Source organism: Paenibacillus sp. OAE614, assembly GCF_040546645.1.
GTDB classification, from domain to species: domain Bacteria; phylum Bacillota; class Bacilli; order Paenibacillales; family Paenibacillaceae; genus Paenibacillus_AQ; species Paenibacillus_AQ favisporus.
The window spans coordinates 3,140,423-3,165,677 of the sequence record NZ_JBEPOD010000001.1 but is presented as its reverse complement, the minus strand read 5'-3'; the positions used below and the strand labels follow the sequence as shown (position 1 = coordinate 3,165,677).

26 protein-coding genes are annotated in these 25,255 nt (G+C 52.3%); 6 read left to right on the top strand and 20 right to left on the bottom strand.

The window, feature by feature from the left end:
• Positions 1-138 precede the first annotated feature (138 nt).
• The 3 genes from ABIE48_RS14580 (at position 139) to ABIE48_RS14570 (ending at position 2,556) form a co-directional block, all read left to right on the top strand.
• On the top strand, positions 139-720 hold the full coding sequence (locus ABIE48_RS14580) for a fatty acid metabolism transcriptional regulator FadR (RefSeq protein WP_076165412.1): 582 nt from the start codon (positions 139-141) through the stop codon (positions 718-720).
• A 26-nt stretch (positions 721-746) separates the two neighbouring features.
• Positions 747-1,514: an electron transfer flavoprotein subunit beta/FixA family protein gene (locus ABIE48_RS14575; protein ID WP_192714115.1), complete on the top strand. Its 768-nt coding sequence runs from the start codon at positions 747-749 to the stop codon at positions 1,512-1,514.
• Between the two features lie 67 nt (positions 1,515-1,581).
• Positions 1,582-2,556: an electron transfer flavoprotein subunit alpha/FixB family protein gene (locus ABIE48_RS14570; protein WP_192714116.1), complete on the top strand. Its 975-nt coding sequence runs from the start codon at positions 1,582-1,584 to the stop codon at positions 2,554-2,556.
• A gap of 137 nt (positions 2,557-2,693) precedes the next feature.
• On the opposite strand, the gene ABIE48_RS14565 is transcribed toward ABIE48_RS14570, so the two are convergent.
• Positions 2,694-4,367, bottom strand: a complete 1,674-nt coding sequence (locus ABIE48_RS14565) for a glycoside hydrolase domain-containing protein (RefSeq protein WP_192714117.1) — start codon at positions 4,365-4,367, stop codon at positions 2,694-2,696.
• 94 nt (positions 4,368-4,461) lie between these two features.
• The gene (locus tag ABIE48_RS14560) at positions 4,462-5,214 is read right to left on the bottom strand and encodes an MBL fold metallo-hydrolase (RefSeq protein WP_192714118.1); all 753 of its coding nucleotides are present in this window, start codon (positions 5,212-5,214) and stop codon (positions 4,462-4,464) included.
• A gap of 136 nt (positions 5,215-5,350) precedes the next feature.
• On the opposite strand from ABIE48_RS14560, the gene ABIE48_RS14555 reads away from it, so the two are divergent.
• The gene (locus ABIE48_RS14555; protein ID WP_192714119.1) at positions 5,351-5,779 is read left to right on the top strand and encodes an Lrp/AsnC family transcriptional regulator; all 429 of its coding nucleotides are present in this window, start codon (positions 5,351-5,353) and stop codon (positions 5,777-5,779) included.
• Between the two features lie 89 nt (positions 5,780-5,868).
• Here the strand turns inward: ABIE48_RS14555 and ABIE48_RS14550 are convergent, their stop codons facing one another.
• The 4 genes from ABIE48_RS14550 to ABIE48_RS14535 form a co-directional block, all read right to left on the bottom strand.
• Positions 5,869-7,068, bottom strand: coding sequence for a DUF4179 domain-containing protein (locus tag ABIE48_RS14550; protein ID WP_354519139.1), 1,200 nt, complete (start codon positions 7,066-7,068; stop codon positions 5,869-5,871).
• Positions 7,043-7,627: an RNA polymerase sigma factor gene (locus ABIE48_RS14545; RefSeq protein ID WP_192714120.1), complete on the bottom strand. Its 585-nt coding sequence runs from the start codon at positions 7,625-7,627 to the stop codon at positions 7,043-7,045. The genes ABIE48_RS14550 and ABIE48_RS14545 overlap by 26 nt, the downstream gene beginning before the upstream one ends.
• A gap of 218 nt (positions 7,628-7,845) precedes the next feature.
• Positions 7,846-8,328 (bottom strand): nitroreductase family protein, encoded by a 483-nt coding sequence (locus ABIE48_RS14540; RefSeq protein ID WP_192714121.1) that lies wholly within the window; start codon positions 8,326-8,328, stop codon positions 7,846-7,848.
• A gap of 12 nt (positions 8,329-8,340) precedes the next feature.
• On the bottom strand, positions 8,341-8,916 hold the full coding sequence (locus tag ABIE48_RS14535) for a nitroreductase family protein (protein ID WP_145019415.1): 576 nt from the start codon (positions 8,914-8,916) through the stop codon (positions 8,341-8,343).
• A gap of 565 nt (positions 8,917-9,481) precedes the next feature.
• Here ABIE48_RS14535 and ABIE48_RS14530 point away from each other — a divergent pair.
• Entirely contained in the window at positions 9,482-10,045 is a 564-nt protein-coding gene (locus ABIE48_RS14530) for an NAD(P)H-dependent oxidoreductase (RefSeq protein ID WP_192714122.1), read from the top strand.
• An 84-nt stretch (positions 10,046-10,129) separates the two neighbouring features.
• Here the strand turns inward: ABIE48_RS14530 and ABIE48_RS14525 are convergent, their stop codons facing one another.
• From ABIE48_RS14525 to ABIE48_RS14515, 3 genes are all read right to left on the bottom strand, one after another.
• On the bottom strand, positions 10,130-10,489 hold the full coding sequence (locus ABIE48_RS14525; RefSeq protein ID WP_145133484.1) for a winged helix-turn-helix transcriptional regulator: 360 nt from the start codon (positions 10,487-10,489) through the stop codon (positions 10,130-10,132).
• A 126-nt stretch (positions 10,490-10,615) separates the two neighbouring features.
• On the bottom strand, positions 10,616-11,446 hold the full coding sequence (locus ABIE48_RS14520) for a hypothetical protein (protein ID WP_192714123.1): 831 nt from the start codon (positions 11,444-11,446) through the stop codon (positions 10,616-10,618).
• Positions 11,447-11,536: 90 nt separating this feature from the next.
• On the bottom strand, positions 11,537-11,929 hold the full coding sequence (locus ABIE48_RS14515; protein ID WP_354519136.1) for a hypothetical protein: 393 nt from the start codon (positions 11,927-11,929) through the stop codon (positions 11,537-11,539).
• A gap of 170 nt (positions 11,930-12,099) precedes the next feature.
• Between ABIE48_RS14515 and ABIE48_RS14510 the strand changes: the two genes are divergently transcribed.
• On the top strand, positions 12,100-13,038 hold the full coding sequence (locus ABIE48_RS14510) for a tyrosine-type recombinase/integrase (protein WP_192714124.1): 939 nt from the start codon (positions 12,100-12,102) through the stop codon (positions 13,036-13,038).
• 94 nt (positions 13,039-13,132) lie between these two features.
• On the opposite strand, the gene ABIE48_RS14505 is transcribed toward ABIE48_RS14510, so the two are convergent.
• From ABIE48_RS14505 to ABIE48_RS14455, 11 genes are all read right to left on the bottom strand, one after another.
• On the bottom strand, positions 13,133-14,572 hold the full coding sequence (locus ABIE48_RS14505) for a sulfatase family protein (RefSeq protein WP_192714125.1): 1,440 nt from the start codon (positions 14,570-14,572) through the stop codon (positions 13,133-13,135).
• Positions 14,565-15,452: an AraC family transcriptional regulator gene (locus ABIE48_RS14500; protein WP_145019436.1), complete on the bottom strand. Its 888-nt coding sequence runs from the start codon at positions 15,450-15,452 to the stop codon at positions 14,565-14,567. The genes ABIE48_RS14505 and ABIE48_RS14500 overlap by 8 nt, the downstream gene beginning before the upstream one ends.
• Before the next feature lie 30 nt (positions 15,453-15,482).
• Positions 15,483-16,901, bottom strand: a complete 1,419-nt coding sequence (locus ABIE48_RS14495) for a sulfatase family protein (protein ID WP_192714126.1) — start codon at positions 16,899-16,901, stop codon at positions 15,483-15,485.
• Between the two features lie 14 nt (positions 16,902-16,915).
• On the bottom strand, positions 16,916-17,470 hold the full coding sequence (cysC, locus tag ABIE48_RS14490; protein ID WP_192714127.1) for an adenylyl-sulfate kinase: 555 nt from the start codon (positions 17,468-17,470) through the stop codon (positions 16,916-16,918).
• A 17-nt stretch (positions 17,471-17,487) separates the two neighbouring features.
• Entirely contained in the window at positions 17,488-18,492 is a 1,005-nt protein-coding gene (locus ABIE48_RS14485; RefSeq protein WP_192714128.1) for a Gfo/Idh/MocA family protein, read from the bottom strand.
• Positions 18,489-19,907, bottom strand: coding sequence for a sulfatase family protein (locus ABIE48_RS14480; RefSeq protein ID WP_192714129.1), 1,419 nt, complete (start codon positions 19,905-19,907; stop codon positions 18,489-18,491). Before ABIE48_RS14480 ends, ABIE48_RS14485 begins: the two co-directional genes overlap by 4 nt.
• A gap of 33 nt (positions 19,908-19,940) precedes the next feature.
• Positions 19,941-20,744: a sugar phosphate isomerase/epimerase family protein gene (locus ABIE48_RS14475; protein WP_192714130.1), complete on the bottom strand. Its 804-nt coding sequence runs from the start codon at positions 20,742-20,744 to the stop codon at positions 19,941-19,943.
• 57 nt (positions 20,745-20,801) lie between these two features.
• Positions 20,802-21,908 carry a Gfo/Idh/MocA family protein gene (locus ABIE48_RS14470; RefSeq protein ID WP_192714131.1) on the bottom strand — a complete coding sequence of 369 codons (1,107 nt, stop codon included), beginning with the start codon at positions 21,906-21,908 and terminating at the stop codon, positions 20,802-20,804.
• Between the two features lie 168 nt (positions 21,909-22,076).
• Positions 22,077-22,958 (bottom strand): carbohydrate ABC transporter permease, encoded by an 882-nt coding sequence (locus ABIE48_RS14465; protein ID WP_192715278.1) that lies wholly within the window; start codon positions 22,956-22,958, stop codon positions 22,077-22,079.
• 23 nt (positions 22,959-22,981) lie between these two features.
• A complete protein-coding gene (locus ABIE48_RS14460; protein ID WP_192714132.1) occupies positions 22,982-23,848 on the bottom strand; it encodes a carbohydrate ABC transporter permease in 867 nt (288 codons plus the stop codon).
• Between the two features lie 21 nt (positions 23,849-23,869).
• Positions 23,870-25,201, bottom strand: a complete 1,332-nt coding sequence (locus ABIE48_RS14455) for an ABC transporter substrate-binding protein (RefSeq protein WP_192714133.1) — start codon at positions 25,199-25,201, stop codon at positions 23,870-23,872.
• Positions 25,202-25,255: the final 54 nt, after the last annotated feature.

Genomic DNA, 25,255 nt, shown 5'->3' with positions numbered 1-25,255 from the left:
TCGTAAGCGGTTACAAAGCTTGTTTAAAAATAAAATCTTACCTTGAAAACATTGACAACTGGCACTGTTTCCCATAAGATTAAGAAAAATGAATGAGTATTCATTCAGTTATTTGAATTCTAACACCGGGGTGGCCTGATGACAAGTAGAAAATTGGAAAAATATGAGTTGATTTTGGATGCAGCCTTAAAAGTAATCGCGGAGAACGGCTATCACGGCTCCCAGATTTCGAGGATAGCCAAGGAAGCAGGCGTCGCGGACGGTACGATTTATTTATATTTTAAAAACAAGGAAGATATCCTTATTTCTCTGTTTCAAGCCCGTCTCGGAAATCTGGTATCCATGTTCAACAGCAGCGTGAAGGAAACGAATACCGCCGATGAAGCCCTCCGCAAAGTTTGCGAAATTCACTTTACCGAGCTCGAAAACAACATCAATCTGGCCTATGTGACACAAATCGAGCTGCGTCAGAGTTCGTTGGAGCTGCGCAAAGCCATCGGGCTTGTCGTCAAGCCCTACATTCAGCTGATCGAGCATATCATTGAACAGGGGATTGCCGAGAAATCGTTCCGTGCAGACCTCGATGTCAAATTGACACGCCTGCTGATTTTTGGGGCGATGGATGAAGTGGTCACCTCCTGGCTTATCTCCGGCCGAAAGTATTCCCTTTCCGCTCAGGTGGATAAGACAGTTGAGTTTTTCTTAAAAGGTTTAAAATAACGCGTTTGAGAGAGGAGCTTGTCCGCATGAATATCTACGTTATGCTGAAGCAAACCTTCGACACGGAGGAACGAATCGTCATTTCGAATGGACAGATTTCCGACGACGGGGTCAAGTACGTCATCAATCCGTACGACGAATATGCGGTAGAAGAAGCGTTGTTGCAGCGGGATGCGCACGGCGGTACCGTAACCGTCGTCTCGGTAGGACCGGAGCGCACGGCCGAGGCGCTGAGAACGGCACTGGCCATGGGCGCCGATGAAGCCGTGCTTATTGACGGCGACAGCATTCCCGGCGACGAGTTCAGCATCGCCACAGCGCTGGCGGCCTATTTCGGCCAGCAGTCCGTAGACCTCATTCTCGGCGGCAACTTCTCTGTAGATTCCGGCGGGGGCCAGGTCGCTGTAAGGGTAGCCCATCTGCTGGGCCTGCCTCACGCTTCCTCGATCACAAAGCTGGACATTGCCGGCGGAAAAGCATTCGTGCAGCGGGACGCCGAAGGCGATACCGAATCGCTGGAGGTCGCACTTCCCGCGGTATTCACCGCGCAGCAGGGGCTTAACGAGCCGCGGTATCCGTCGCTGCCCGGCATTATGAAGGCGAAGAAGAAGCCGTTCCAACGTCTCGGGCTTGGCGATCTCGGCCTGAGTGAAGCGGATGTGGCCGCCAAGACGAACCGCCTCTCCCTCGCCCTGCCGCCTGAGCGCAAGGCCGGGCAAATACTAAAGGGAGACCTGGCCCAGCAGGCCGCAGATCTGGTCCAGCTGCTGCGTACCGAAGCCAAGCTGATTTGATGAAACCCATGCTTTTCTCAAAATGGAATGAACTAAAGTTCGATCCCCATAAAAGGAGGAATCCCGAATGAGTAAAACGTTTGTGGTCGTAGCTGAGGTACGGGGTGGCAGCCTGCGTCAGGTTTCGTTGGAAGCGCTTCAGGCTGCCTCCATTGCCAAAAATGAAGGTGACGCCGTCGCTGCGGTGCTGATCGGGTCGCAAATCACGCCCCTCGCTGCAGATCTGGCGGGCTATGTAGAAGGCCGGGTCTATGCCGTGGACCACCCTGAGCTGGAAATCTACAACGCTGAAGCTTATTTTGATGCCGTGCAAAGCGTGTTTGAGCATGTGGCGCCTGACGTGGTCATCCTTGGCCATACGGCACTGGGCCGGGATCTTGCGCCGAAAATCGCTGCCCATTTGGGTGCCGGACAAATTTCAGACGTGACGGCGATCGAGCAGAACGGCGGCGAAGCTGTCTACACCCGCCCGATCTACGCAGGCAAAGCGTTCGAGCAAAAGTCGTTCACCGGCGGCCCGCAGGTCGTGACGATCCGCCCGAACAATCTGTCCCCCGCACCAAGCGTATCTTCGCCTGGGGAGATCATCGAGATCGATTACGCCCCTTCTGGTTCCCTCCGCTCGATTGTAAAGGACATCGTGCGCAAGACGTCCGGCAAGGTCGACCTGACCGAGGCGAAAATTATCGTTTCGGGCGGCCGCGGCGTCAAGAGTGCCGAAGGGTTCAAGCCGCTCGAAGAGCTGGCGGAAGTGCTGCACGGCGCGGTGGGCGCTTCCCGGGCGGCCTGCGATGCAGGCTACTGCGACTATTCGATGCAGATTGGTCAAACCGGCAAGGTCGTGACGCCGGAAATTTATATCGCCTGCGGTATCAGCGGCGCGATCCAGCATTTGGCGGGGATGAGCCAGTCGCGGGTCATCATTGCGATCAATAAGGATCCCGAAGCTCCGATTTTTAAAGTGGCGGATTACGGTATTGTCGGGGACCTGTTCGAGGTCGTGCCGCTCCTCACCCGCGAGTTCCGCAAGGTGCTGGTTTAACGGCTCGTTGGTCGTGATGAAACCCCATATTTCAAAAAAACAAAAGCATTCATCAGCCGGTTCACCACCGGTCTGACGAATGCTTTTTCCTTGTCTTGTCGTGTATGAAGCGGTGTTCAAAGGGACAACGCGGCAGCTCAGACGTTTGCCGAAGCTAAAGCTTCTTTAATCTTCCGGTTCACCCATTCGCGCTTGGCGATCAGCCATTCCTCTTCCCGCGGGTAGCGGCTGAACGTGATCGGCTCGGGCAAATCTTGCTCCAACGCCTTCAGCACGTTATCCCTGCCGATTTTCGATTCGAGCAGCTGGAGCGCACGCAAATCCTGCAGCGCTTCGTTCATGACCTCAAGCCGGATCGATTCGACCGGCACGCCGCCCGGTCCCGGATATACGATAAACGGATCGCCTGACGGAAAAGCTTTGCCGGCATCGGTCGTTTCGTACGGATCGATTTCGCCTTTGGAGTATTGCGAATAATAGAAATTATAACCCCAATGCAAAAATCCGGCGGCGTCAAACTTGTACAGCTGGTAGCCCAGAATCCGATTGCGGGCCGAAGGGAAGCACATGAAGCGGTTAGCCACCTCTTTATATTGGGAACAGCAATAGTACGTCCAGAGCGGCTGGACGTTATGCTCCAGAAACGGCTCGATATGGTTGCTGGACGGAATAGGCGTTTTCACCAAACCATTCTCGAAGAAATCATAGTCCGACAGGGCGTCGATGATCGGGAATCCCTGCAGCAGACCGCCCAGCAACTTGCTCGCATAGCCATAAGACTCCAGGTGATCCGCCCCAGGCTCATCGGAGATGTGGAAATAGCTTCGTTCCGACAGGTTATGGTTATGAATCCATTCCGTTAGCGCCGGAACAAACTGCTCCAGGAACAGACGATACGTTTCACCGGTGGCATCGGTCTCCCATCCGAAAATCTTCTGTAGATTTCCGTCTACGGATGCCATAATCTTCGGTGCATGCTTCGCTCCCCACTGCGTAAACAAATGGGAAAATTCAAAATAGCGGATGCCCTTCTCGTCACACAGCTCAACCCATCTTGTGAGCCGGTCAAATCCGAACGCGTATTGATTTTCTCCTGTGACGGTTACATCCACAAGCTGAACCGTCGGCCGCTCCCCGCCGACCTCGGTATCGAGCGGCGGCGTAAAAACGGGCGTCAGAATCATGTTCATGCCATGCTTCACGGCCGTATCCATATATTGACCGATCACTTGCCAGTGCTCTTCGCTGAATACGTCCAGCTTGTAATAGGTCGCCAGGCAGTCTGTATGGACCCATTCGGTATGTATCAGCTTCTGGGGAGGCAGCTCCTCCGGAATCAGCTCCAGCTGAAAAGTCTCCTCTCCGGCAACTTCCCCATCCCCGGATGTAAAACGGACGGTGATCGGGTAGCTGCCCGCCGGCGTCTGACCATTCGGCTGAAGCGTGATCCACACACTTTGCCACTCTCCCGGTACGGCCGGAATGTCTTGTTCTTCATCCAGCGGATACAGCGGATCCGGAAATAATCCCGGCTCCGCACGCAGGACATGTTCATCGTGATCCGGATATACGGGAAGTCCGGACGGCACGAGGCCAACACGGCGTACCGTTACCGGCAGTGCGGCCGGAGCATCCACGATGACCCTGAGATCGTTCACCGGGCCTTCCGTCCGGTAAGCGGCTTGAAAAGCATACGTTTCGTTGCTGAGCATCGACCCGCCGGTCACGGGATGTTCGGTTCCCTGTCCATCCGGAAATACTTTGGATAACGAACTGAGAAGCCTGGTCTGAAATACTTGATTCTGATTCATTGAGCCAATGATCCCTCGCTTTCAAACGGTATGCTGTATCCTTCGCTGTCCGTCCCCGGCATCCTCTTTAAAAAATCCAAAAATAAATATTTTTTTAATCTGCAAACACTTCCCCATCTTCCGGAATGATTACCCTGCTGCTGTATCCCGCCTTTTCTATCGCATCTCTAAGGTCATCCCTTGTTACAAAGCAGTGATTGATCGCTTCCATGTGAACGGCAGCCACCCGGGTATCTGGTTGATGGCGCAGAAGAGCAAGCACGTCATTCTCATCCATTATGATCGGATCTCCCGTCACAAAGCGAGCGCCGCCGGCGTTAACGATCGTCAGATCCGGCTGGTAAGCATCAAGCGCCTCTTCAACATCACGGCACCATATCGTATCGCCTGCAATGTAGACCGTCGGCTCGCCTTCGGCTTGAAGGACAAAACCGCATACAGGCCCCATCTGTTTCCCGATTTCTCCTGTTCCGTGCTGACCTCCGGTGCGGGTCACAGTGATTCCCTGAAACGTAACGCTTCTTTTGACCGGCGTCGTGCGGGCAAATCCGGCTGCCCGGATCTCGCCTTCGTCCTCCGGCTGGCAGAATACCGCCGTCTCCTTGCTGATTTGCTTCTGGGCAGGCTCATCCCAGTGATCCGGATGCCGGTGGGTGACCAGCAGCGCATCCGGCTGCACGAGCTTATCCACCTCCACTGGCAGGGGTACCCGCGGGTTGCGCAGTTCGTTGGCGGTATTGATTACCGGCGGGTTGGCCTCCTTCTCGCTGAACATCGGATCGACGAGAAGAGTTGCACCGGCATATTCAATAAACAATGTGGCATTGCGGATCAATTGAATTTTCATTTCCATTCACTCCCGGTTTGGTTTATGATTCTGTTATTCACGATACCAGTATAAAACAGGAAAACGTGTTCTTTACATAGCCTGGCGAAACGATATTGGTAGCTATATTTTCACGGTGAAAGGAATGAAGGGCAAGATGAGCAAACAAGATATCGATGAGATCGACCTTAAAATATTGCAGCTGCTGGTGGAAAATTCTCTCCAGTCCAATAAGGAGATCGGAGAAAAGGTACATCTCACCGGTCAGGCGGTGGGTGCCCGCATCCGGAAGCTCCAGGATCTGGAAGTGATCGAGGGTTATACGCTGCGGTGCAACCCGGGCAAGCTTGGACTCCAGGTCAGTGCTTTTATTATCGTCTTTATGAAATCCGCGGATACGCATGCTTCGTTCCAGCATTACATCCAGCATACCCAGCCCATCGTGGAGGCACACCGGATCAGCGGTGAAGGCTGCTATCTCCTTCGAGTACAGGTGCCATCCCCTATGGACCTCAATGACCTTCTGGGCGAGATGGTTCAGTTCGGCAATTATAAGGTCAATTTGTCCATCGGCCAGCTAAAATAGCGAATCAAAAAAGAGCTCCCCATCCCTGTTCTAGATGGAATAAGAGCTCTTTTTTTTTGCAGAGTTTATAACCTTTTTTAATTTGCTTGTTACTGGACGACCGGAATCGTCATTTCGAGATCTTTATGATAAGTTTTAAGCGGTTCCCCCTTACTGTCGGAAACGATGGTCCAATCCTTTTTCACAGTCAATGTATAAGGCTTGATCGTAATGGAGGTCGGCATTTTGTCAAACGGCTTGTAAGCCTCATCTTCATGGTAATCGGTACCCGGTCTGCTGTTGAAGTATCCGATCAAGTTCTGCTGCACCGGATTTCCATCCTGGTCCACAAGGTCGTAGTACATTTTGCTCGGGCTTAAGTCTCCTGTTTGCTCTGATGTCACAGGAACGCTGCCTTTGCTGTCCAGTACGAGTCGTGTCGTTATCGGCGTCAGATCCACCTGCTTGACCGTATAGCTGAAACCGCCGCTGCTTTGCGTTTGGTCCGGATGAAGGACGACGGCTCCTTTCGCCAGGTTTTTGACAGGAATGACGAATTCAAACGGCTCATTAATCCCGGTTACACTCAATTTAACCTTCATGTCAAAAGATTCGGGGAGTTTCAGCTCCGTCAGGCCCTTCGTTACTTCATACATGGCCATATTGCGGATGTCTTGTCCTTTCTCCGTCTTGCCCACTGCATCGGTGAACATGCCGAAAAATTTGCTGTGACCTTGGATGCTGACTTCCGGCATATAGATATACCCTTTTTTCTGCTGTTCCAATGGAACGGTTTGGATCAGGTTCCCCTTCTCATCCTTCGCCCCTGCTGGTGGATAAGGGGAGAGCATCGTATCGTCGTCCACGCCTTGACGTTCAATGGCGAATGCAAGCCGGGTTCCATCAAACATCACCTCTTTAATGCTGAGCGTCACTCCGTCCTTAGTTACGCTGAGGTTCGGCGCAGTTGTCAGTCCGGTTGCGCTGGCCTGCTGCAAACTGCTGTCCATGTTGTATTGGAACACACTGCCGATCCACGGCACGTTTTTCAAGGCATCCGCCATGACAGGGGACACGAAGCCGCTTCCCATCACCACGCCTCCAAGCATGGCTGCAGCTGTGACGCTAATCGCCGCCTTTTTCTTCCAGGTTCCTCTTCCGATACGTTCGCTTCTGCTGGATCTACTCATCTCATTCAGCCTCTCCATAATTTGATTGGCGTAGCTTTCTTGCGGCATTTCCTTTTGCTTAACCGTTCTCCGCAAATGCGCCATCAGCTCTTCTTCAGTTAGATCTGACCATTCGTTCATGGGTTACCCCTCCTTTGATCTTCTTTTGCAGAATCAGTTTTTTCCGGACACGTTCGAACTTTTTGCGCAGGGTTGCCGGTTTGCAGTCCATAATCTGTCCAATCTCTTCGAAGCTGTACTGTTCCACTGCCCGCAGAAGCACGAGATGCCTTTCTTCAGGCTTCAAACCCATCAGCAGCTCTTCCACCTCTGGTACGCTGTCCTTTTGGTGCTGATTCTCCAACTGCCGAATCTCTTTTTGGAGAGATAACGTCTTCTTTTGCCGGCTCTTCTTTCTGGCCATATCCATGCAATGGTAGTAAGCAACTTTATACAACCATGAGGAGAAGGAAACCTGGTGCTCATATTTATGGATGGATTGATACACCTTGATGAAAATTTCCTGAAGCGCGTCCTCCGCTTCCTCACGGTTCTTCAAAATGTAATAACAATACGTATAAATCTGACGCTCAAACGTACGGATGATGTCGGCAAATGCCTGTTTATCTCCTTGTTTGACGCTTTCTACGACGCTCTCGATTGGTTGTGTCGACTCTTCCCCGGGGTTGAGGTCTTTCATGGCATCACCTCCCTTGTTGTCCCATCCTCACCCTGTATAACGTTTGGCATGCTGCCGAATGTGACATCGTTCCGTAAATAAAAACGCCCCTTTTCGGAAAACATGCTTTCCGGAAGGGACGCTATGAAGGATTTGGATCTTTGATGCATTCCTTTGAACATTCCCCCAATTAGATGCATCAGGAGCGAAAAAGGTTATGCAGCTTGAACATTTACCAATTACAGTAACTCAAAGTTAAGATCCGGTGAATGAGCAGCGGTTACCGGCTCTATTGGTTGTTCCAGATAACCCAATTCCAGAACGGCGACGATCCGCTCCTCTTGGTGAACACCATAACGATGGGCGGATGTTCGATCATAAATCCAGTCGTTCATTGTCGCTCGGACGTGGAGCTTGCTCTCCTGAGCAAGCAGATGGAAATTTTGCATAAGGCAGCATGCGGCCGCGAAATCTTCTTCCCTTTTATGAGGATCGCGCTCTTCTTTAATTACCAGGATCAAATAAGCCGGCGCCTTCTCTTGTAATCCGGCCATGATGTCTGTGCTGCCTGACCCGATAAATATAAAACGCCACGGCTCCCGCAGTCCGTCATTCGGAGCCCATACGGCCACATTTAACAGATCCAGGATATGACGTTCAGGAACGGGCCGATTACTGTAGTTTGATGTAAGACCTTTATTTGTGACACCAGTGATGTTCATGGGTTCGCCTCCTTATCCCGATATGATCGACCATTTCTTTTCTGCGCGTGTCCTGGCTCTGGCTTTCGGTATTTTGTCAAAATAGCCGAGGTGTAAAATTCCCACCAGTTTCTCGGTTGGTTTCATTTGGAAAAGGTGGAATAACTCCCGGCTCTGCATCATCGGCTCCGTGTCCCATAGGGTACCAAGCTGCTGCTGCCAGGCAAGCAGCTGGAAATTTTGCATGATCCCGCAAACTGCAGCATAATTCATGTCATTAGTCCTTCTGTCCTCGTTCGTGCTGGCGATAACAGCCAGATGACCGGGGATTTCCGTTACTCTCTTTCGGACAAAATCCCGAATTTTTTCCGGCAGCCATTTGACCAATTTGTTCTTCACCAGAGGTTCAAGCATGCAGACAGCAAGACGCTCCCTAGATTCCGCCGTTCCTGCATAAACGCACCGGTAACTTGCAGCCTCGCCGGAAGGAGAAGGATACAAGCCCTGCGCTTCGCGGAGCAGCTCCCGCACAAGTTCCTGATCCACCTCGGGAGAGGATTTAAACCTGCGGATGCTTCTGCGCTCTTGGATGATTTTCGCCCATTCCATGATTCGAACCCTCCTGTTCATTCAGACTTGAAAACCGCCTATGATGTGCTTCCTCCACTCCTGACCAACGCATTGCAGCCTCGAGAATCACTCGTCGGTTCCATGTACTGCATCCCGGTTCGCTGTTTTGAGTTGGTTAAAACCATTTGTTTCATTTGAAACAAAATATGTACGTGAAAGGAATGCTCATCGTGCTGCCTTAAACCTATTCATGGAATAATGTTCTTTTCAGAATCGATCAATCCTTTGAATGAGATGGATGTATCCTTTGAATAAATAAGAATATGGTTGTAACAGTTAAAACTATTCCGATCCTACCTATTATTTATTCAAATGAAACAATATAATTGTATAGATTTACCCGACCCCTGTCAATTCCGTTTCATCGCTTGTATCGGCCATCCAGCTTGGATACAACGACGTAAGTCGTTAAAAGGCTTCTGTTCGACGCGGTTCACACTTACCAGGATGTTAGTACCTGTACTAAAAGTGCGTACTTACAGCGTGGCGAGGTATTTTTTATACTCAATACGAAGTCATCATCGAACAAAGGAGGACCAATCCGATGAAAACCTTAGTGATCGTATCGCATCCAAGCATTGAAACGTCCGTCATTAATAAACGGTGGGTTCAAGAGCTCCATAAATACCCGGAAAAATACACGGTCCATGACTTGTACAAAGCTTATCCTGACCAATCCATTGATGTGGAAAAAGAGCAGCGTTTGGTGGAAACGCATGACCATTTGATGCTGCAGTTTCCAATCCAGTGGTTCAACTGTCCGCCTCTCCTGAAACAATGGCTGGACGAAGTGCTGGCATACGGCTGGGCTTATGGTTCAAGTGGTGGCGACAAGTTAAAGAACCGCAAGGTCGCTCTTGGCGTCTCTGCAGGGATCAAAAAAGCTGATTATAGCGAAACAGGCAGGTACCGGTATACACTTGAGCAAATATTGGTTCCGTTTGAAACGACCTTCCGTTACTGCAATGCGGATTATCGTTCGGTTTTTGCATTCTACGGTACGGAGAGCGAGCCTGGTGAAAATGTGCCGGGTGCAGAAGACGATCAGCCTGTGGACGAATTGGAACAAAGCGCGCAGGACTATTTAAAGTTTATCGACTCCCTCTAAACCAGCAAATGGTTATGGCCATTAAAAAAGAAGTATCTCCCTTTACGGGAAATACTTCTTCTAATGAGCCGTATTACGGGATGCCTATCGCTGAACAGCCTCAACGCCGGGAACCAAGTTTTTCTCCCCCCACTCGCACATCAGATTCAGGACAGGGATGAGGGAAAGACCCCGTTCGGACAACGAATATTCGACCTTCGGGGGAACCTGAGGAAATTCCTTGCGTAAGACCAGGCCGTCCGCCTCCATCTCTTTTAACATGACGCTAAGTGTTTTAAAGGAAATGGTTCCGATACTCCGCTGGAGTTCATTAAAACGCATCACTTGATGTTCGGACAACCAGTACATGATGATCATTTTGTATTTGCCGCCGATTAAGGACAGCGTATATCCAAATCCGGTGTCTTTGAGCTTAACGCCGCCCGGAACACAGGTTTCCCGCACAGGAGCACCTTCCTTTCGCCAAGACGATCTGTCTTCATTATATAGGCTAAGTTCTTCAGCGTAAAAGGATGTGCAGGGGATGACGGCGGCTTGCCCGGTAAACGATGCTTATCCATCAATGCTTGCCTATATATTTCTGCCGTATGCCTCAATCTGTGTCAGGGCCGGAAACGGCGTCTCATCGCCTTTGATCAAGCGCTTGAGCACCAGCCATTCGACCGTGCGGGGAGAGATGTCAAAGTATTGGATGCTGCGGATTTTTGCAGGATAGAGCCGCTCCTCTGACCCGTCGGAAAAAGCGACTGTTACTTCTTTCCACCAGCTGTCATGCGGAAAATCGCCGCGCAATACGAGGCCCAGCCGGTCAAGCTGCACCTTACGTCCGAAATCCAGTGTCAGCTCGGCATCCGGCTGCTGGTTAATTCCCCAGGATTGATACGGGTAAGAACCGTGACTGTAATTGGCATAGACGCCGTCGATGGCGTTGCGGGCAAAGAAGGTCGGGTCATTTCGGGTTTCGACATTCGCATGAGCATGCGGGAAAGCGCCAGAGTCGTGCTTCTGGTCATGAGGGTTTAAGGCCAGATTACGGTACTGGCTGATCTCATTCTCCGTCGCATACCGGGCAGTAACATAATGCTTCGATCCGGCAAAAGCGTTCTCGGGATACGCTCGTTTGTACGCCAGCGGAATCTCGTATTCCCATGTGGTTCCCTTGACATAAATGAAAGACGGATTGAGCGTCTCATCCATTTGAACCACGATATACGAATCCGGCTGTTCCATCGTGACTCTAAACTTGTCGCCTTCGGCGTACTCCACACGCTGGCAGGCCAGATGCGTAAACCCTTCTTCTTCCCGTTCCATCAAATGGACATGAGTCGTTTGCGAATCGCTGTACTCCTCCGTCCTCACTTCATCTTGACGATTCAATAACTCGAGCTTGATTGTCGGCATCATCGTTCTCTCCCCATTTCAGAGTATCAAATGAACTTGTTTGGATTGATATAAACTAATAAGAACATTATATAACGGTTCATATGAACGCTAAAGAGATTTTTTAAGATTATAGAATTTATAAATTTCAACGAAGCTGAACCATTCTATAATCGCAAGAAAAACTTCAGCTACACGCGGTCTGTCTTCTTTGAAGGTACGTCGATAGACATTTTTCTTAAGATTATAGAATTTATAAATTTCAGCGAAGCTGAACCATTCTATAATCGCAAGAAAAACTTCAGCTAAATGCGGTCTGTCTTCTTTGAAGGTACGTCGATAGACGTTTTTCTTAAGATTATAGAATTTATAAATTTCAGCGAAGCTGAACCATTCTATAATCGCAAGAAAAACTTCAGCTAAATGCGGTCTGTCTTCTTTGAAGGTACGTCGATAGACGTTTTTCTTATCATCACCTGGTGTTCCTTCAGCTTCATTGGCCAAGAAAATAGTTGTAAAGCGTACGACAGACTATTAATCGGCCTAAAATCCGGTCCCCCGTTTATTTGTGCCAAAAGCGCCCTAACTTAGAGTGTTTTTTGTTATACTAAAATTGCATTAAATCTATATTTAATGCAATTTATCTTTAAATCGATCAGGTGGGTGCCAAGCTGATGAAATATACGGAAGTTTTCGAGCAATATGAACGCGAAACGAAGCTGTTTGTTTCCTATATGAAGGATCGTGAATATTCACAAGAAACGCAGAATGCTTACTTTCATGATCTCAAGCATTTCTTGACGTCGCTGGACGGCAAAGCCGTCTCGGAAGTTTCAGAGATCGATGTGATGTATTTCCTGACTCGTGTCCGTGAAAGTGGCGCAGGCGCCCGGTACCGCAATCGGTGCCAGTCTGCTATCCGCCTCTTCTATAAAGTCATGATACGATTCAAGCTAACGGACCATAATCCGGCCATGAATATTGAAAAAGCAAAGGTCGAGAAGAAAAAACAACCTGTGTATCTTCAAAAGCAGTTTCTCGATGCATGCCTGGGACTGGTTGAAGGACGATATATGATTCGGGACGTTTCGATCGTCGCCATGATGGCCTATGCGGGACTTCGTGTCAGTGAGATCGTAAAGTTAAACATTTCGGACTTCGATCAGGAAGGCTCTACCATCGGTGTGCTCGGAAAAGGCGGGAAATGGCGCTACATCCCCCTCCCTGCCGAAATGACCAACTTGCTGCAAACATGTCTGCACGAGCGAATCCCTCCCCGGAATGCCAAGGAAACGGCTTTTTTTATTTCCCAATTCCGGCGCCGTATCAGCAAACGAATGGTTCAGAATATCGCGGAAAAGACCTTTCAAGCCCTGTTCGAAAAGTATCCGCATTTATCGGGAAGAACGCTGTCCGCCCATAAGCTGAGACACTCCTTCGCTACGGATTTGCTGCACAACGGAGCCGACCTGCGGACGGTTCAAGAACTGCTTGGCCATGAGGATATTTCCACGACCCAAATCTACACCCACGTATTGGATGAGGCCAAAGAGCGTGCGATGAATAATATCCGGCCGGCCATTCCAGGGGAGTTGTTGAATGGACAAGCTTAAACGGGGAATCAGAAATTATTTGGGGAACGCAAAAAGCTCCCGAATGACCGACCTGAGCCGTACAGGTCTTTTCATTGGGAGGATGGGAAAAAAGCTAACCTTTAAGCGATCCGGTCGTCCGCTGGCTATCGTTCAGCTTGGCGCCGCCCAGCAGCTGCCTCTGCATCCACTGGTTCGATACGAGCGCATCCCCGTCCGCCTTTAGCTGATGATACAGCCGAGAGCGAAGTTCTTGCAGGATGCCGGCATGCTCCGCTTCGCTGACGACATTATTCAGCTCGCCGGGATCAGATTGCAGCTGATACAATTCGTCGATATCCGTTGGATTCCAGATGTATTTCCACTGCCTGGTCCGGATCATACGCTGCGTATACAGTCCGAACTGCTGACCGTTGTATGTGGATACAACCGCGTCCCGCCACGGCTCAGTCAGTCCCTCGCCGGCAAGCAGCGGGAGCAGCGATTTCCCCTGCAGATGGCCGGGGTTACATAACTCAAGTCCCAGGATGGACAGTAACGTCGTAGGCAAATCCAGAAAATTATACACGAAATCATCGCAGGTTTGCCCGGGATGCCGAACGCCGGACCAACGAATGATGAGCGGCACCCGAACGACGTCGTCATATAAAATATAGTGCTTATCCATCATGCCATGCGAGCCGCACATGTCACCGTGGTCAGCGGTAAAGATGACTATCGTATTCTCTGCAGCCCCCGTGCGTTCCAGCACATCCAGTACCTTGCCGATGGCATCGTCAAGCTGACTGATCAATCCGTAGTACCGGGCAACAATGGGCGCCCAGTCATCCCATGTAAAATGCTCCACGCCCCAGCTGAGCTGCTGCTGCCGCTGGATGTACGGCTTTCCCGCCAGTGTATCCCTGAATCCTTCCCATTCCGGCATGTCAGCGGGATCGTACATGTCATCATACGGCGCGGACGGCCTGCACGGCAGGTGCGGTTCGGAGAAATGCAGCGCCATGTGCCAAGGCTTCCCGCTGGATTGAAGGCGTTCCAGTTCCGCGGCTGCACGGTCTGCAAACCAATGCGTCTTTGCGTCTTCCAGCGGAATGGGATTACTCTCGCCGAAGTATCCGTTTGTAAAATGCACGTCCGGGTACTTCTTCTTGGCATATTCGTCGTACTCCGCTTCGCCGAGATAAGAATGATATCCGTAGGCCGTCGCATCGTAATCGGGATTCACACCCCATTTCCCCAAGTAGGCACAGGAATACCCGTTCTCTGCAAGCGTCCTCGCCCAGGTATAGGCGTCAGGAGGCAGCGCCGCAACAGGAAGCGCCCCGCTGTAGTTCCACAAGGCGCCAAACGTTTCCGGCCGGCTGCCATGAAGCAGGGACTGCCGCGCCGGGCAGCAGACCGGCAGCACGGAGTATGCATGCGAGAACGCCTCGCCGCCTGCAGCGAGCCGGTCCAAATTCGGCGTGCGGACCGGATGCTTACCACTGTAGCCCACGCAGTCGTAGCGAAGCTGGTCCGCGGTGATCAGCAGCACATTGGGACGCTGATTACGCATGTGCACCGCTCCTGAACTCGCTCGGTGAGCAGCCGGCATGCCGCACGAAGAGCCTGCTGAAGAACGACGGATCGTCATAGCCAACGCTGGCGGCCACGGCAATCACCTTCTCGTCCGATTCGGCCAGCATCCGCTTGGCCCGTTCAATCCGGATCTCATGGAGGACGTCGAATACGCTCTTGTGGAATTCTTCCCTCATGATGCGGTTAAGCTGGCGGGTACTGACGTTAAATAAACCGGAAAGGGATTGGAGCGTAATTTTTTTATCGAAGCTGCGCTCTAAATAACCGTAGATCCGGCGGGCTGTCATCACCCGATCCAGCTGGCGCGGCGAAGCATAGCTTTTACGGCTGTGCATTAGCGCGTAATATCGAGAGAGGAGCACGAGCAGCTCCACCAGTTGAAGCTTGATCACCGTCGTATGCCCGAGGACGCGCGCTCCGATTTCCCGGATCATGCTGTCAAGCAGCGTAAGGACGGAAGCCGCTTCTTGCCCGAGCAGGTTTAAATGATGATTGAAACGGACGTCATGCTTCAGGAAAGGATGCACATAGAAGTAATCCATCGAAGTGGTAATCTCCAGCTCCCTAAGCAGGGCGTCCGAAATGAAGGACGGCATGAACAGACAGTTGATGATTTCCATCTTCTCGCCTTGCTCCACGTCATAAGCATGCGTCTCGCCCGGGTTGATAATGAACACGTCCCCTGCCCGGATGTCATAACGCGTTCCTTGAAAGATATGACTCCCTTTTCCCTTCACGACATAGACGAGCTCTACGAATTCATGCCCATGCTCGGCAAGCGATCCCTGCTCGGTCCGTGTGATCCAGAACGGAAATTCTTCCTTCATGAAGCCCCGGCTATTGAGAATTTCCTGCACACAGCAGCACCTCCTTCTGACCGTTAGCCATTAATGGCAGGACGAAGCTGCCTGATCAAACCGCTCCCGCCGTGGATCCCGCTGCCATTCGTCCCAGCTCATGCCAGAAGCGGACAGAATTTGCTCGATCCGTCTCCGGAACGGCAGCCCCGCCTCGGCGAGCTGCCGCATCATCGGGTCCTCGCGGCCGCTGAGCTTGCTGCTGACCCATTCGCCGATTTCCTGTTCGAATTGATCGGCGAGCTCCGGAAGCTGATCCGCCAGATTGTCGTTCTCCCCGGGGTCGGCGATCAGATCATACAGTTCCCTTGGCGGACGGGTGAACGGCCCCGCATCGTACGTACGGATGAATTTGTACCTCGGTGTCCGAATGGCTCTGGCAGCCTGCCAGGCGCATTCGCTCAAAAATACTTTCTCCGCCGTCCCCTCGGCTTCTCCTCGAATCGCCGGCCATAAACTTTTGCCGTCCAACCCAATAGGATCAGTTAGCGGAGCAAGGTTAATATGTGAAGGGTGCTCTTGACAGATGGACTCCAGGACGGTCGGCAGCAGGTCTACCTGCTGAACCAGCCCATGCACTCTCTTTCCGGATGGAATTCTGCCCGGCCAACGCATGATGAGTGGAACGTGGACGGTCGGTTCATATAGTCCGCAGTGGTCCCAATATATGTCGTGCTCCGTCAGGCTTTCACCATGATCTCCGAAAAGAATCAGCAGAGTATCCTCGGCAATTCCCAGTTTTGCCAGATGGTCGTCCAGCTCCTTCAACCGGTCGTCCAAATACCGGATTTCGGCGTCATAGAGCGCATCATAATAAGCACTGTCCGTTACGGGGCCGACCAGATCGTAGTGGTGGTGTTTAAAAAACGGATATGCCGGGTGATTATACGCCCGCTCCATGCTGCGGTTGGCCGGATCATAGGGATCACGGCCGCTGTCGTAAAAGTCGGGAACATAGTCTGCCGGCGGCAAATAAGGCGTGTGGGCATCCCAGTAATGGAGGAACAGAAAAAAATGGTCCTCCCGATGCGCCTCAATCCACGGGAATGCCAGCTCGTTGACGGTCACGCCGTCAATCCAGCGGTTGCCGCCGACGCTGTTCGTATAATAGCGGTAACCTCTGGCGAACCATTCCTTCAATTGATACAAATTGTCGACCGCCGAGGTCGTGAATCCGGCGCTTCTCAGCATCGTTGGCAGCCATGGCACCGACTTCGGCAGGTGAGCCAGCTCGGAGCCATGCGATACAACGCCTGTTGTGAGTCCGATTTTGCCCGTGAAAATCCCGGTATGCGCCACTTCCGTCGGAATATCCGCGGCGTACGCCCGTTCGAAGAGAACGCCCTGGGCGGCGATCCGGTCCATATGCGGACTTGTCGGCTTGGCGTAACCATACCCGCTTAACCGGGAAGCGCGAAGCGTATCCAGTGAAATCATAATGATTTTCATCCGTCTTAGTCCTCCTAAGGAGCTGCCTTTTTTAGCGGTGTTCTGCGATTCAGCCAGGATAGAATCTGATCGCTGTTATGCTGAAGCGAATGGGATGATGTGCAAATCGTGATGTCGGGATCGGAAGGGATGTCGTAAGGGTCGGATATTCCGGTGAAATGCTTCACCTCTCCCCGCCTTGCTTTGGCATACAGTCCCTTCACGTCACGCCGCTCGCATTCCTCCAGAGGACATTTAACATACACTTCGACGAAACCCGAAATTTCTTGCCTTGCGTAGTCTCTCATTTCAGCATATGGCGTGATGGCGGATACGAGCACATGGACCCCGTTACGGGCAAGGAGCTTAGAGACGTAGGCGATTCTTTTAATGTTCTCAAACCGCTCCTCACGGCTGAACCCGAGGCCTTTGCAAATCGTTTCCCGCAGCTCGTCGCCGTCCAGCAGCTCTGCGCGGACTCCCCGCTGCAGCAGCTCATTCGCCACATAACGGGCCGTCGTCGTTTTGCCGGCGCCCGAAAGGCCGGTAAACCATAATACCGTTCCTTTCTCTTCCTGCCTTATATTCATCCTTAAGTACCTCCTGCTTATGGGCTGGTCGGCACCTCTACGGGTATTCCGCCGGACTGATGCGATCGGATAGCCGCTTCGATGACTTCCTGTGCGGCGAGTGCATCCGAGCCGGAAGCCTCGATGTCTTCCGGGGTAGCTCCTCCCTTGATCTGTTCGATAAAACGGTTGATCCTGTGCTTGAACGTATCGTCAAATCCCTGCATCCCGCCGAACAATGGATTGCGCAGCACCGTAAGTTCATCCGATTGATGCGGATAGTACGTCATGCTCTCATACACGTTGTCGATGACGATCCGGCCTGTGGTGCCGGCAGCTTCACAGAACTCGATCGGGTGGCGCATGGAGGCGTCGTAACTGCCGGTTAGATGACCGACCGCTCCTGAAACGAACTCCATGTTGACCGAAACGGTCGACCATGAATTCCGCCCCGGCGCTTTCGTCATGAATGCCTGCACCCGCTTCATGTCGCCGGCGAAGTAGCGCATGACGTCGATGGAATGCGGATGCAGCGCACGCATGTGCAGCCACTCCGTATCCTCCTGCCGGTTCGAAATGGTAAGCCGCATGTTCATATACAGCATGGAACCGAGCTTCCCTTGTTCGATAAGGTCTTTGGCCTTGTACGCTGCAGGCGTAAAGCGGTGATTCAGGTTGCAGGCGAGTCTTACGCCTTTTTCCCGGGCCAGGGCGACCATGCTGCGGGCCTCTTCGATCCGGTTCGATATTGGTTTCTCGACGAGCACGTCTTTTCCTGCTTCGATCGCGATAACGGCAGGCTCGAAATGATGGCTCCCTTTCTCAACCCCTGCCGTCGCCACGGCCACCATATCCACAGACTCTGCGGCGAGAAGTTCACGCAGATCCGTGTAGAAAGGAACGCCATGCTCGAGTCCCGCCGCTTCAGCGCGGTCCGGCATAAGGTCGCATACGGCGACAAGCTCCGTATCCGGGTGCTGCTTGTAAGCGCGGCAGTGAATTTTGCCAATATTATTCACACCGACGACAGCGACCCTGATCATCGGGATTCCGCCTTTTCCTTCGCCTGCAGCGAACGCGCCTTTTTGATGGACCCGATGTGAAGGGAATCATACACTTCCTGGGACGAGGTGAATTTCTTGCCCGTTCCATGCCAATTCAAATTGGTATAGATCGGGTTGACTCTTTGGGTTTCCTGCTCTCTCTTGGTGATGTGATCCTCCATCCGTTTCGTAAGCAGCGCTACGACATCCGGCTCCTGCTCCGCGACATTATGATTTTCTTCTGGATCAAGAATGAGATTATACAGCTCCACCTCAGGCTTGAAATGGAAGTCCGGTTCGAGCGCCCGAATCAGCTTCCATTCCGGTGTTCGCCAGCCATGCTTGCGCATCCATGTGCACTCGGTGATATAAAATTCGCTGATCCGATTCCGCTCCTCGCCTGCGATCGTCTTTCGCAGACTGCGCCCGTCGAACTTCGTCTCCACCGGAATTTCCAGGAGATCCAGGACCGTCGGCATCACGTCGGAAATGACCGTGACGTCGGATACCCGCTTACCGGCCGGCACGCGGCCTGGAAACTTGATGATGAGCGGGACGACCAACGTGCAGTCGTACATTCCATGATGGTCGAAATAACAGTCGTGCTCATATAGCGTCTCGCCGTGATCGGCGGTGATGATCACAAGTGTGTCATCCTCCAGGCCCATCGCGCTGAGCTTGGCAAAAATGGTTTGAATGCAGGCATCCATATAGGCGACGGCCCCGTCATACTGCGCAGTAACATATTCCTGGTCAGTGACGCCTTCCGGAATCCATGATTTCAAAAAATCGGCAAACGGTTTGAAAGCGTAGACCGGTTCCATGGAGCGGTTGCCGGGATCTTTTTCGTCACTGCCGTAAAACATCCGTTCATACGGCGCGGGCGGCAAATAAGGCGAATGCGGATCCATATGCCGCAAAAAGAGGAAAAACGGTTTGTTGTCCGCTGCCAGACGTTCCAGCTCCGGTACGGCCACTTCGTTCAAATTTTGCGCTTTCGGCGTTCGTCCCGTTTCATCGGGCTGCCAAGCCTCGTAATCCAGATACGTACCGAATCCGCGCGAGGACGGATTGCCGGTAAAACCGATACAAGTCGTGTTATAACCATGATCGCCCAGCGTTTCGGCCAGAGTCTGCACATGATCGCCTAATGGTCCTTCATGGCGGAGTGCCACGACGTCCGTTCCGAACACGTCCATGCCGGTCAGCATAGACGCGTAGGCCGGGGTGGTTGGAATGCTGGGACTGAAATGCTTCTCGAACAGGACGCCATCCTTCGCCACGCGGTCGATATATGGGGTCGTCAGCTTATCGTAACCATAGGAACTCATATGATCGCGCCGAAGGCTGTCGATGCCGAAAATAATGACGTTTGGCTTACGCTTAGGCTCATTCTTACGCTTACGGTTGCTCATGTCGATTGAGTTCACTCCTTACCAAATATGGATTTACCGCGTACCCAAGTTCTTGAGGATCGCGTTCAAGTAGCCGTACGATTCAGCCGCAACGATGGATACCTGCGCCAGCGAATGCTCCGGTGAAGCGCCGATGACCTCTAACACGACCGGGCCGTCATACCCGCCGTCGACCATAGCTTTGCAGTAACCGTACAAATCGATGTCTCCTCTTCCGCACGCCTGCAGCTCGATTGGACCAGGGCCTTGTTCCTTCCCCAGGCAGTCACGGATATGGATGTGTTTTACTCGATTTAACACGGCAGGAAGCGCCTCCTCGGCTTGCTCGCCGGCACGGTGAATATGGCTCGGGTCCATGTCTATGCCGAACGCCGGGGATGGAATAGCCTCCATGGCCCGCAGTGTTGTCGGCGTATTGTGGATCGCGTTGCCTACATGGGCTTTGACACACAGCGTTACGCCAAATGACGCCGCCTTCTCAGACATGTTGGCCAGCTTATCGATTGATGCGGCGAGGTCCTCCTCGACATTCATCTTGCCCCCTGGACCGACGTTCACGATCGGGATCTTCATCTCGGCGGCCGCTTCGAACGCGGTAAGCAGCCGCTGCTCATCGAGCGATGCCACTTCCGTCGAAAGAAGGGACAGGCCGTTCTCTTGTACGATTTCGAGCAGCTCGTTCTTCTGCTCCTTCCAGCGACTAAGGTCCAGATGTTCGCACATCCCCTGGATGGCGGCAATCTCGACTCCGTCGTAACCGCAGAGCGCGATTTGCTTTGCCGCTTGCGCAAAGCCGAAATGCTTGAATAATACGGAATTGACCCCTAACTTGATCATCTCGGGTTTTCCTCCTTGTTCTTCGAATATTCGAATAATGGATATAATCCAGATTTCTTACTTCAAGTACAGCGGATCACCGTGCAGCGGCGGCAGCGGATGCGGCCGAACGACTTCACCGCCGAGTTCATAGGACTCCTCAACCGCATGAACGTATTCCAATACGGCCAGCGCATCGCGGCCGCTGGCGCGCAGCTGGTCCTGAGACACCTTGTTCTCTACATCCTCCAGGAAGGCGTGCAGCCGGTTGTTGAACGTCCGGTTAAAATCGTTTGTGCCAAAATCGGTGACGACCGGTTCCGGTTGAACGCTGATCGCAGCGATGCCCTTCTCCGCTTTCCAGAACGAAACCTTCTCGACGCAATTTTCAATGCAGAAGGTCCCCTTGGATCCAGCCACCTCCAGGCTCCACCAGCCGCCGAGCCCATACACCGCATCGCCCCGCTGGCTAAGCAGGTACCCCACGCCGCCATTCGCAAACTTGACATGAATGCTGTTGATGGACACCATCACGTCACCGGCGCTGCGGCGGAACCCCGGCCGGTCCGAGAACGTTTGGATGTGGGTGATATCTCCGCAGAAATGCCGCATCACACTGAACGGATGCGTTAGAAACGCCCGCATGTGAAAATAAGGATGTCCGCTTATTTTCGCTGAGCCGGCGGGCGCATAATTCGCTTCGCCGCCGTTGAAGCCCATTTTGGCGAGACAATACACAAGCTCGCCGATTTCTCCGCCGTCCATGTAAGCCTTCGCCTTCTCGGCAGGAGCGGTGAAATAATGATTCAGGTTGCATCCGAGATACACCTTCTGCTTCTCAGCGAAGGCCACCAGTTCGCGGCCTTCGCGGACATCATTGCACAGCGGCTTTTCGACGAGCACATGCTTGCCGTAACCGATCGCTTCCATCGCCGGTTCGAAATGCCAGCTTCCGTTATCGATCCCTCCGGTCGTAATGTCCACGACCTGCAAATCCGGCTCGTTCTCGATCATGTCCTTCAAGCTGTAATAGGCTTTGACACCGTGCCTTTCCGCAGCGGCATCCGCCCGATCCCGAACGACGTCGCATACCGCAACGACGTCCGCCAATTCGTCATCCTTATAACAATTGGCGTGGTTATTTCCGATTCCATTCATGCCGACGATTCCGATTTTGACCGCCATTTCCTCATCCCTTTCACCGGTTAATCATTCGTTGCTCCACAATTAAAAGATCTGTAACCGTTTTCTAATAACATCATAATCCCCGTGATTTTCTGATTCATGGTCGATCGGGACAGAAACCGTACCGATCCGGACGATTTGTTATGCACATTTATCCGGGTCATTCTTCTAGCCTTTGACCGCCCCTGCCGTCATCCCCGCCACGATTTTCTTGTTAAAGAAAATAAAGAGAATGAGCGGCGGGATCGAGATTAGCACGATGTCCGCAAACAGCAAGTTCCACGATGTCGTGAACCGGCTCATGAAATTGTACAGCGTCAGCTGGATCGTGGCGTTGTCCGCGCCGGGGAAAAAGTAAAGCGGATTGACAAAGTCGTTAAACACATTGATGGACGTCAAGACGATCACGGTCGAGGTTACCGGCTTCAGAAGCGGAAAAATGATGCTTAAAAACAACCGGCCGCCTCCGCATCCGTCGATCAAGGCGCTCTCATCGACTTCACGGGGGAGCGTCGCCACAAACGCTTTGTACAGAATCGCCGCAAACGGAAAATGAAGAGCGACTTCGATAAGCGTGATTCCCGACAGCGTCTTGAACAAGCCGATGGAATCGAGCACCCAGATCGTCGGCACGATAGCCGGCGGGATCATGAGCCCGGCGAGCACAAGAAAATTAATGAAGGAGGACGTCCTCCCTCCTTCTCTGCGCTGCAGCACGAAGCCGGCCATCGCCGCCACAATAACGAGGATGCTGATAGACAGGACGGTGAGCAGCGTGCTGTTGATGAATGCGCGGATCAGCATATAATCCGAAGCAGTCAGGACGGCTTTATAATTGTCCAGGAAATGAAAGCTGGTCGGCCAAGCCATGCTCATATCAGCAGATTCCGCCTGATTCTTAAGCGAATTGATGATGACAAAATAAAAGGGAATCCAAAAGATCAAGGTGCTCAGAAGGAGTGCCAAGATACCAATTGTGATTTTCCTCGCCCGTTTGGATAGCCTGCCGTCAGCGCGCTCGCTCCTGCTTCCGCGGATGCCCTCGATCATGTGATGGCTGCTTATACCCTTGCTCATAAGTTCACCTCGCTTTTCGTCAGGAACTTATAGAGCGGAAACGCCAGCACCGATACGGCGATGAACAAGATCACGTTACCGGCCGTAGCGAGCCCATAAAAACCGGCCTGGTACTGCTTGTAAATAATCGAGGCGATCAGGTCGGTCGTAAAACCGGGTCCCCCCTTCGTCATCGCCCAAATCAAATCGAAGGAGCGCAGACCGCCGATGAATGCAAGGATAATGACGGAGTTCATGGCCGGCCGGCTCAGCGGCAGCGTGATGTTCCAAAAAGCGGAATTGCTGTTCCCTCCGTCGATCTTCAAGGCCTCGTAATATTCCTGGGGAATCGCCGATATTCCCGCGATATAGATGACCGTCGCGACGCCGACGCCCTTCCAGACATCGACCATCGCAACGGACAATAACGCGATTTTTGTATTGCCCAGCCAATCCGGACCGATGATGCCCAGAGAGGCCAGGACGGTGTTGAACATCCCGTGTGAAGGGTGCATCATCGTGGAGAATGCGATCCCCACCGCGATCGTACTTAGCAAGGTCGGAAAGAAAATAACCGAACGCAAGTAGTTTTTGAACAGAACCCTTGACGTAAGGAAGGCACCGAGCAGAAGGCCAAGCACGACTTTTAACCCGCAGGTCACGACGGCGTACACAAGCGTGTTCCGGAAACCGATGCTCAGCGACGTTTCGGAGAAAAACGTGGCATAGTTCTCAAAACCGATATACGTCCATTTCGTTAAGGTCCATCTCGTCATGCTGAAGAAAAACGACAGGATGGTAGGGAGCAAATAAAAGACGAAGTAAATGATGCCGGCTGGCAGTAAAAAGAAATACGAATACGTTCTCATCTTGGTTTTGGTCATGAAGTTCTCCTTTCTCGGCGGTTACCAGCCAGGAAGGTTCAGCTGCTGCGCCTGTTTCTCCACGTCCTTGTCGTAGTCTTCGGCCCCTTTCTTGCCTGTGCTGATGCCGCTGCCGACAGCGACCGTAATGTTTTCGAGGTTCGGCCCTTTGACCGGGGAGACGAATTCAAGCGCTGGAGCAGTGTGCCCCTCGTCGAAATAATGCTGCATGTCTTTTACGGCACCGTATGAATCGTCCGGCAGTGTGGCGCCTTTGATCACGTATGGTCCCGCCGCTTTCACCTTGGAAGCGAATACGGCCTGACCTTCCGGAGAGACAAAATAGTCCACCCATTTCTTTGCCGCGTCGGCGTTTTTAGTGTCTTTGTTGATATACAGGCCGCTCGGCATCCATATGGTCAGCCCGTTTACGTCCGCGCTGTCGCTCGGCTGGGCGAAAAATCCGATGTCGTTGATCTGGTCCGGCGTATTGGCCATGATCGTGTCGAGCCCGCTGGACAGCATCGGGTAATGCACGCCTTCGCCGGTGGCCAGCATTTTCAGTGCCACATCATAGGTCGTTGCCAGAAAATCCTTATTCATATAGCCCTTCTTGTACACTTCTTCGATCTTTTCGAAGCCGCGGAGCGCCGCAGGCGTGGTTGCATACTTGACCTTGTTGGCCGTGTAATCCGTCGCGAAATTCGGAACCTGCGCCTGAACGTTATAAAAGTCGGCTAGCACGAACAACTGTGAAGTCCAAGTATCCTTGTAGGAAGCGAGCACGGCGGTCTTTCCGGCTGCTTTGATCTTTTCGTTGTTGGCCATGAACTCATCCCATGTTTTCGGTACGGATAAGCCAAGGTCGTCGTAAACCTTTTTGTTGTAGAGAATGCCCCCTGCATTGGTGGATCCCACAGGAGCACCGTATACTTTACCGTTGGATGTGACGACCGTCTTGAAGGAATCGAGCACATTCGCCATGAAAGGTTCGCTCGTTACGTCCATAAAATGCTCCTCCGGATTCAGTGCCAGAAAAAGCGATCCCGTGTTATATACGAGCAGATCATCCATATCGCCGGTGGCCAGGCGCGTCTTGACCAGATTGTCGCCTTCCCCGCCATCCGGTTTAATATCGAATTCGATGGCGATATTCAGCTTTTTCTCAGCCTCCGCCGCTACGGCTTTCAGTGCCTCTAGGGTTGTACCTGTGTTGCCTACCATCAACGTCAGCGTCGTCTTTTCCGAAGTTGAACCGGCGGTTCCGGTATCGCCTTCGGCGGCATTGCCCCCTCCCCCGCAGCCTGCAAGCAGCGTCATCATCAACACGATACTGGTAACGAATGCAAGCGGTTTGCTCTTCGTCATCTTCATGTTTACACAACCTCCCTAACTGATTCCTTCATTTGATCCTGCGGATTGCTCAAA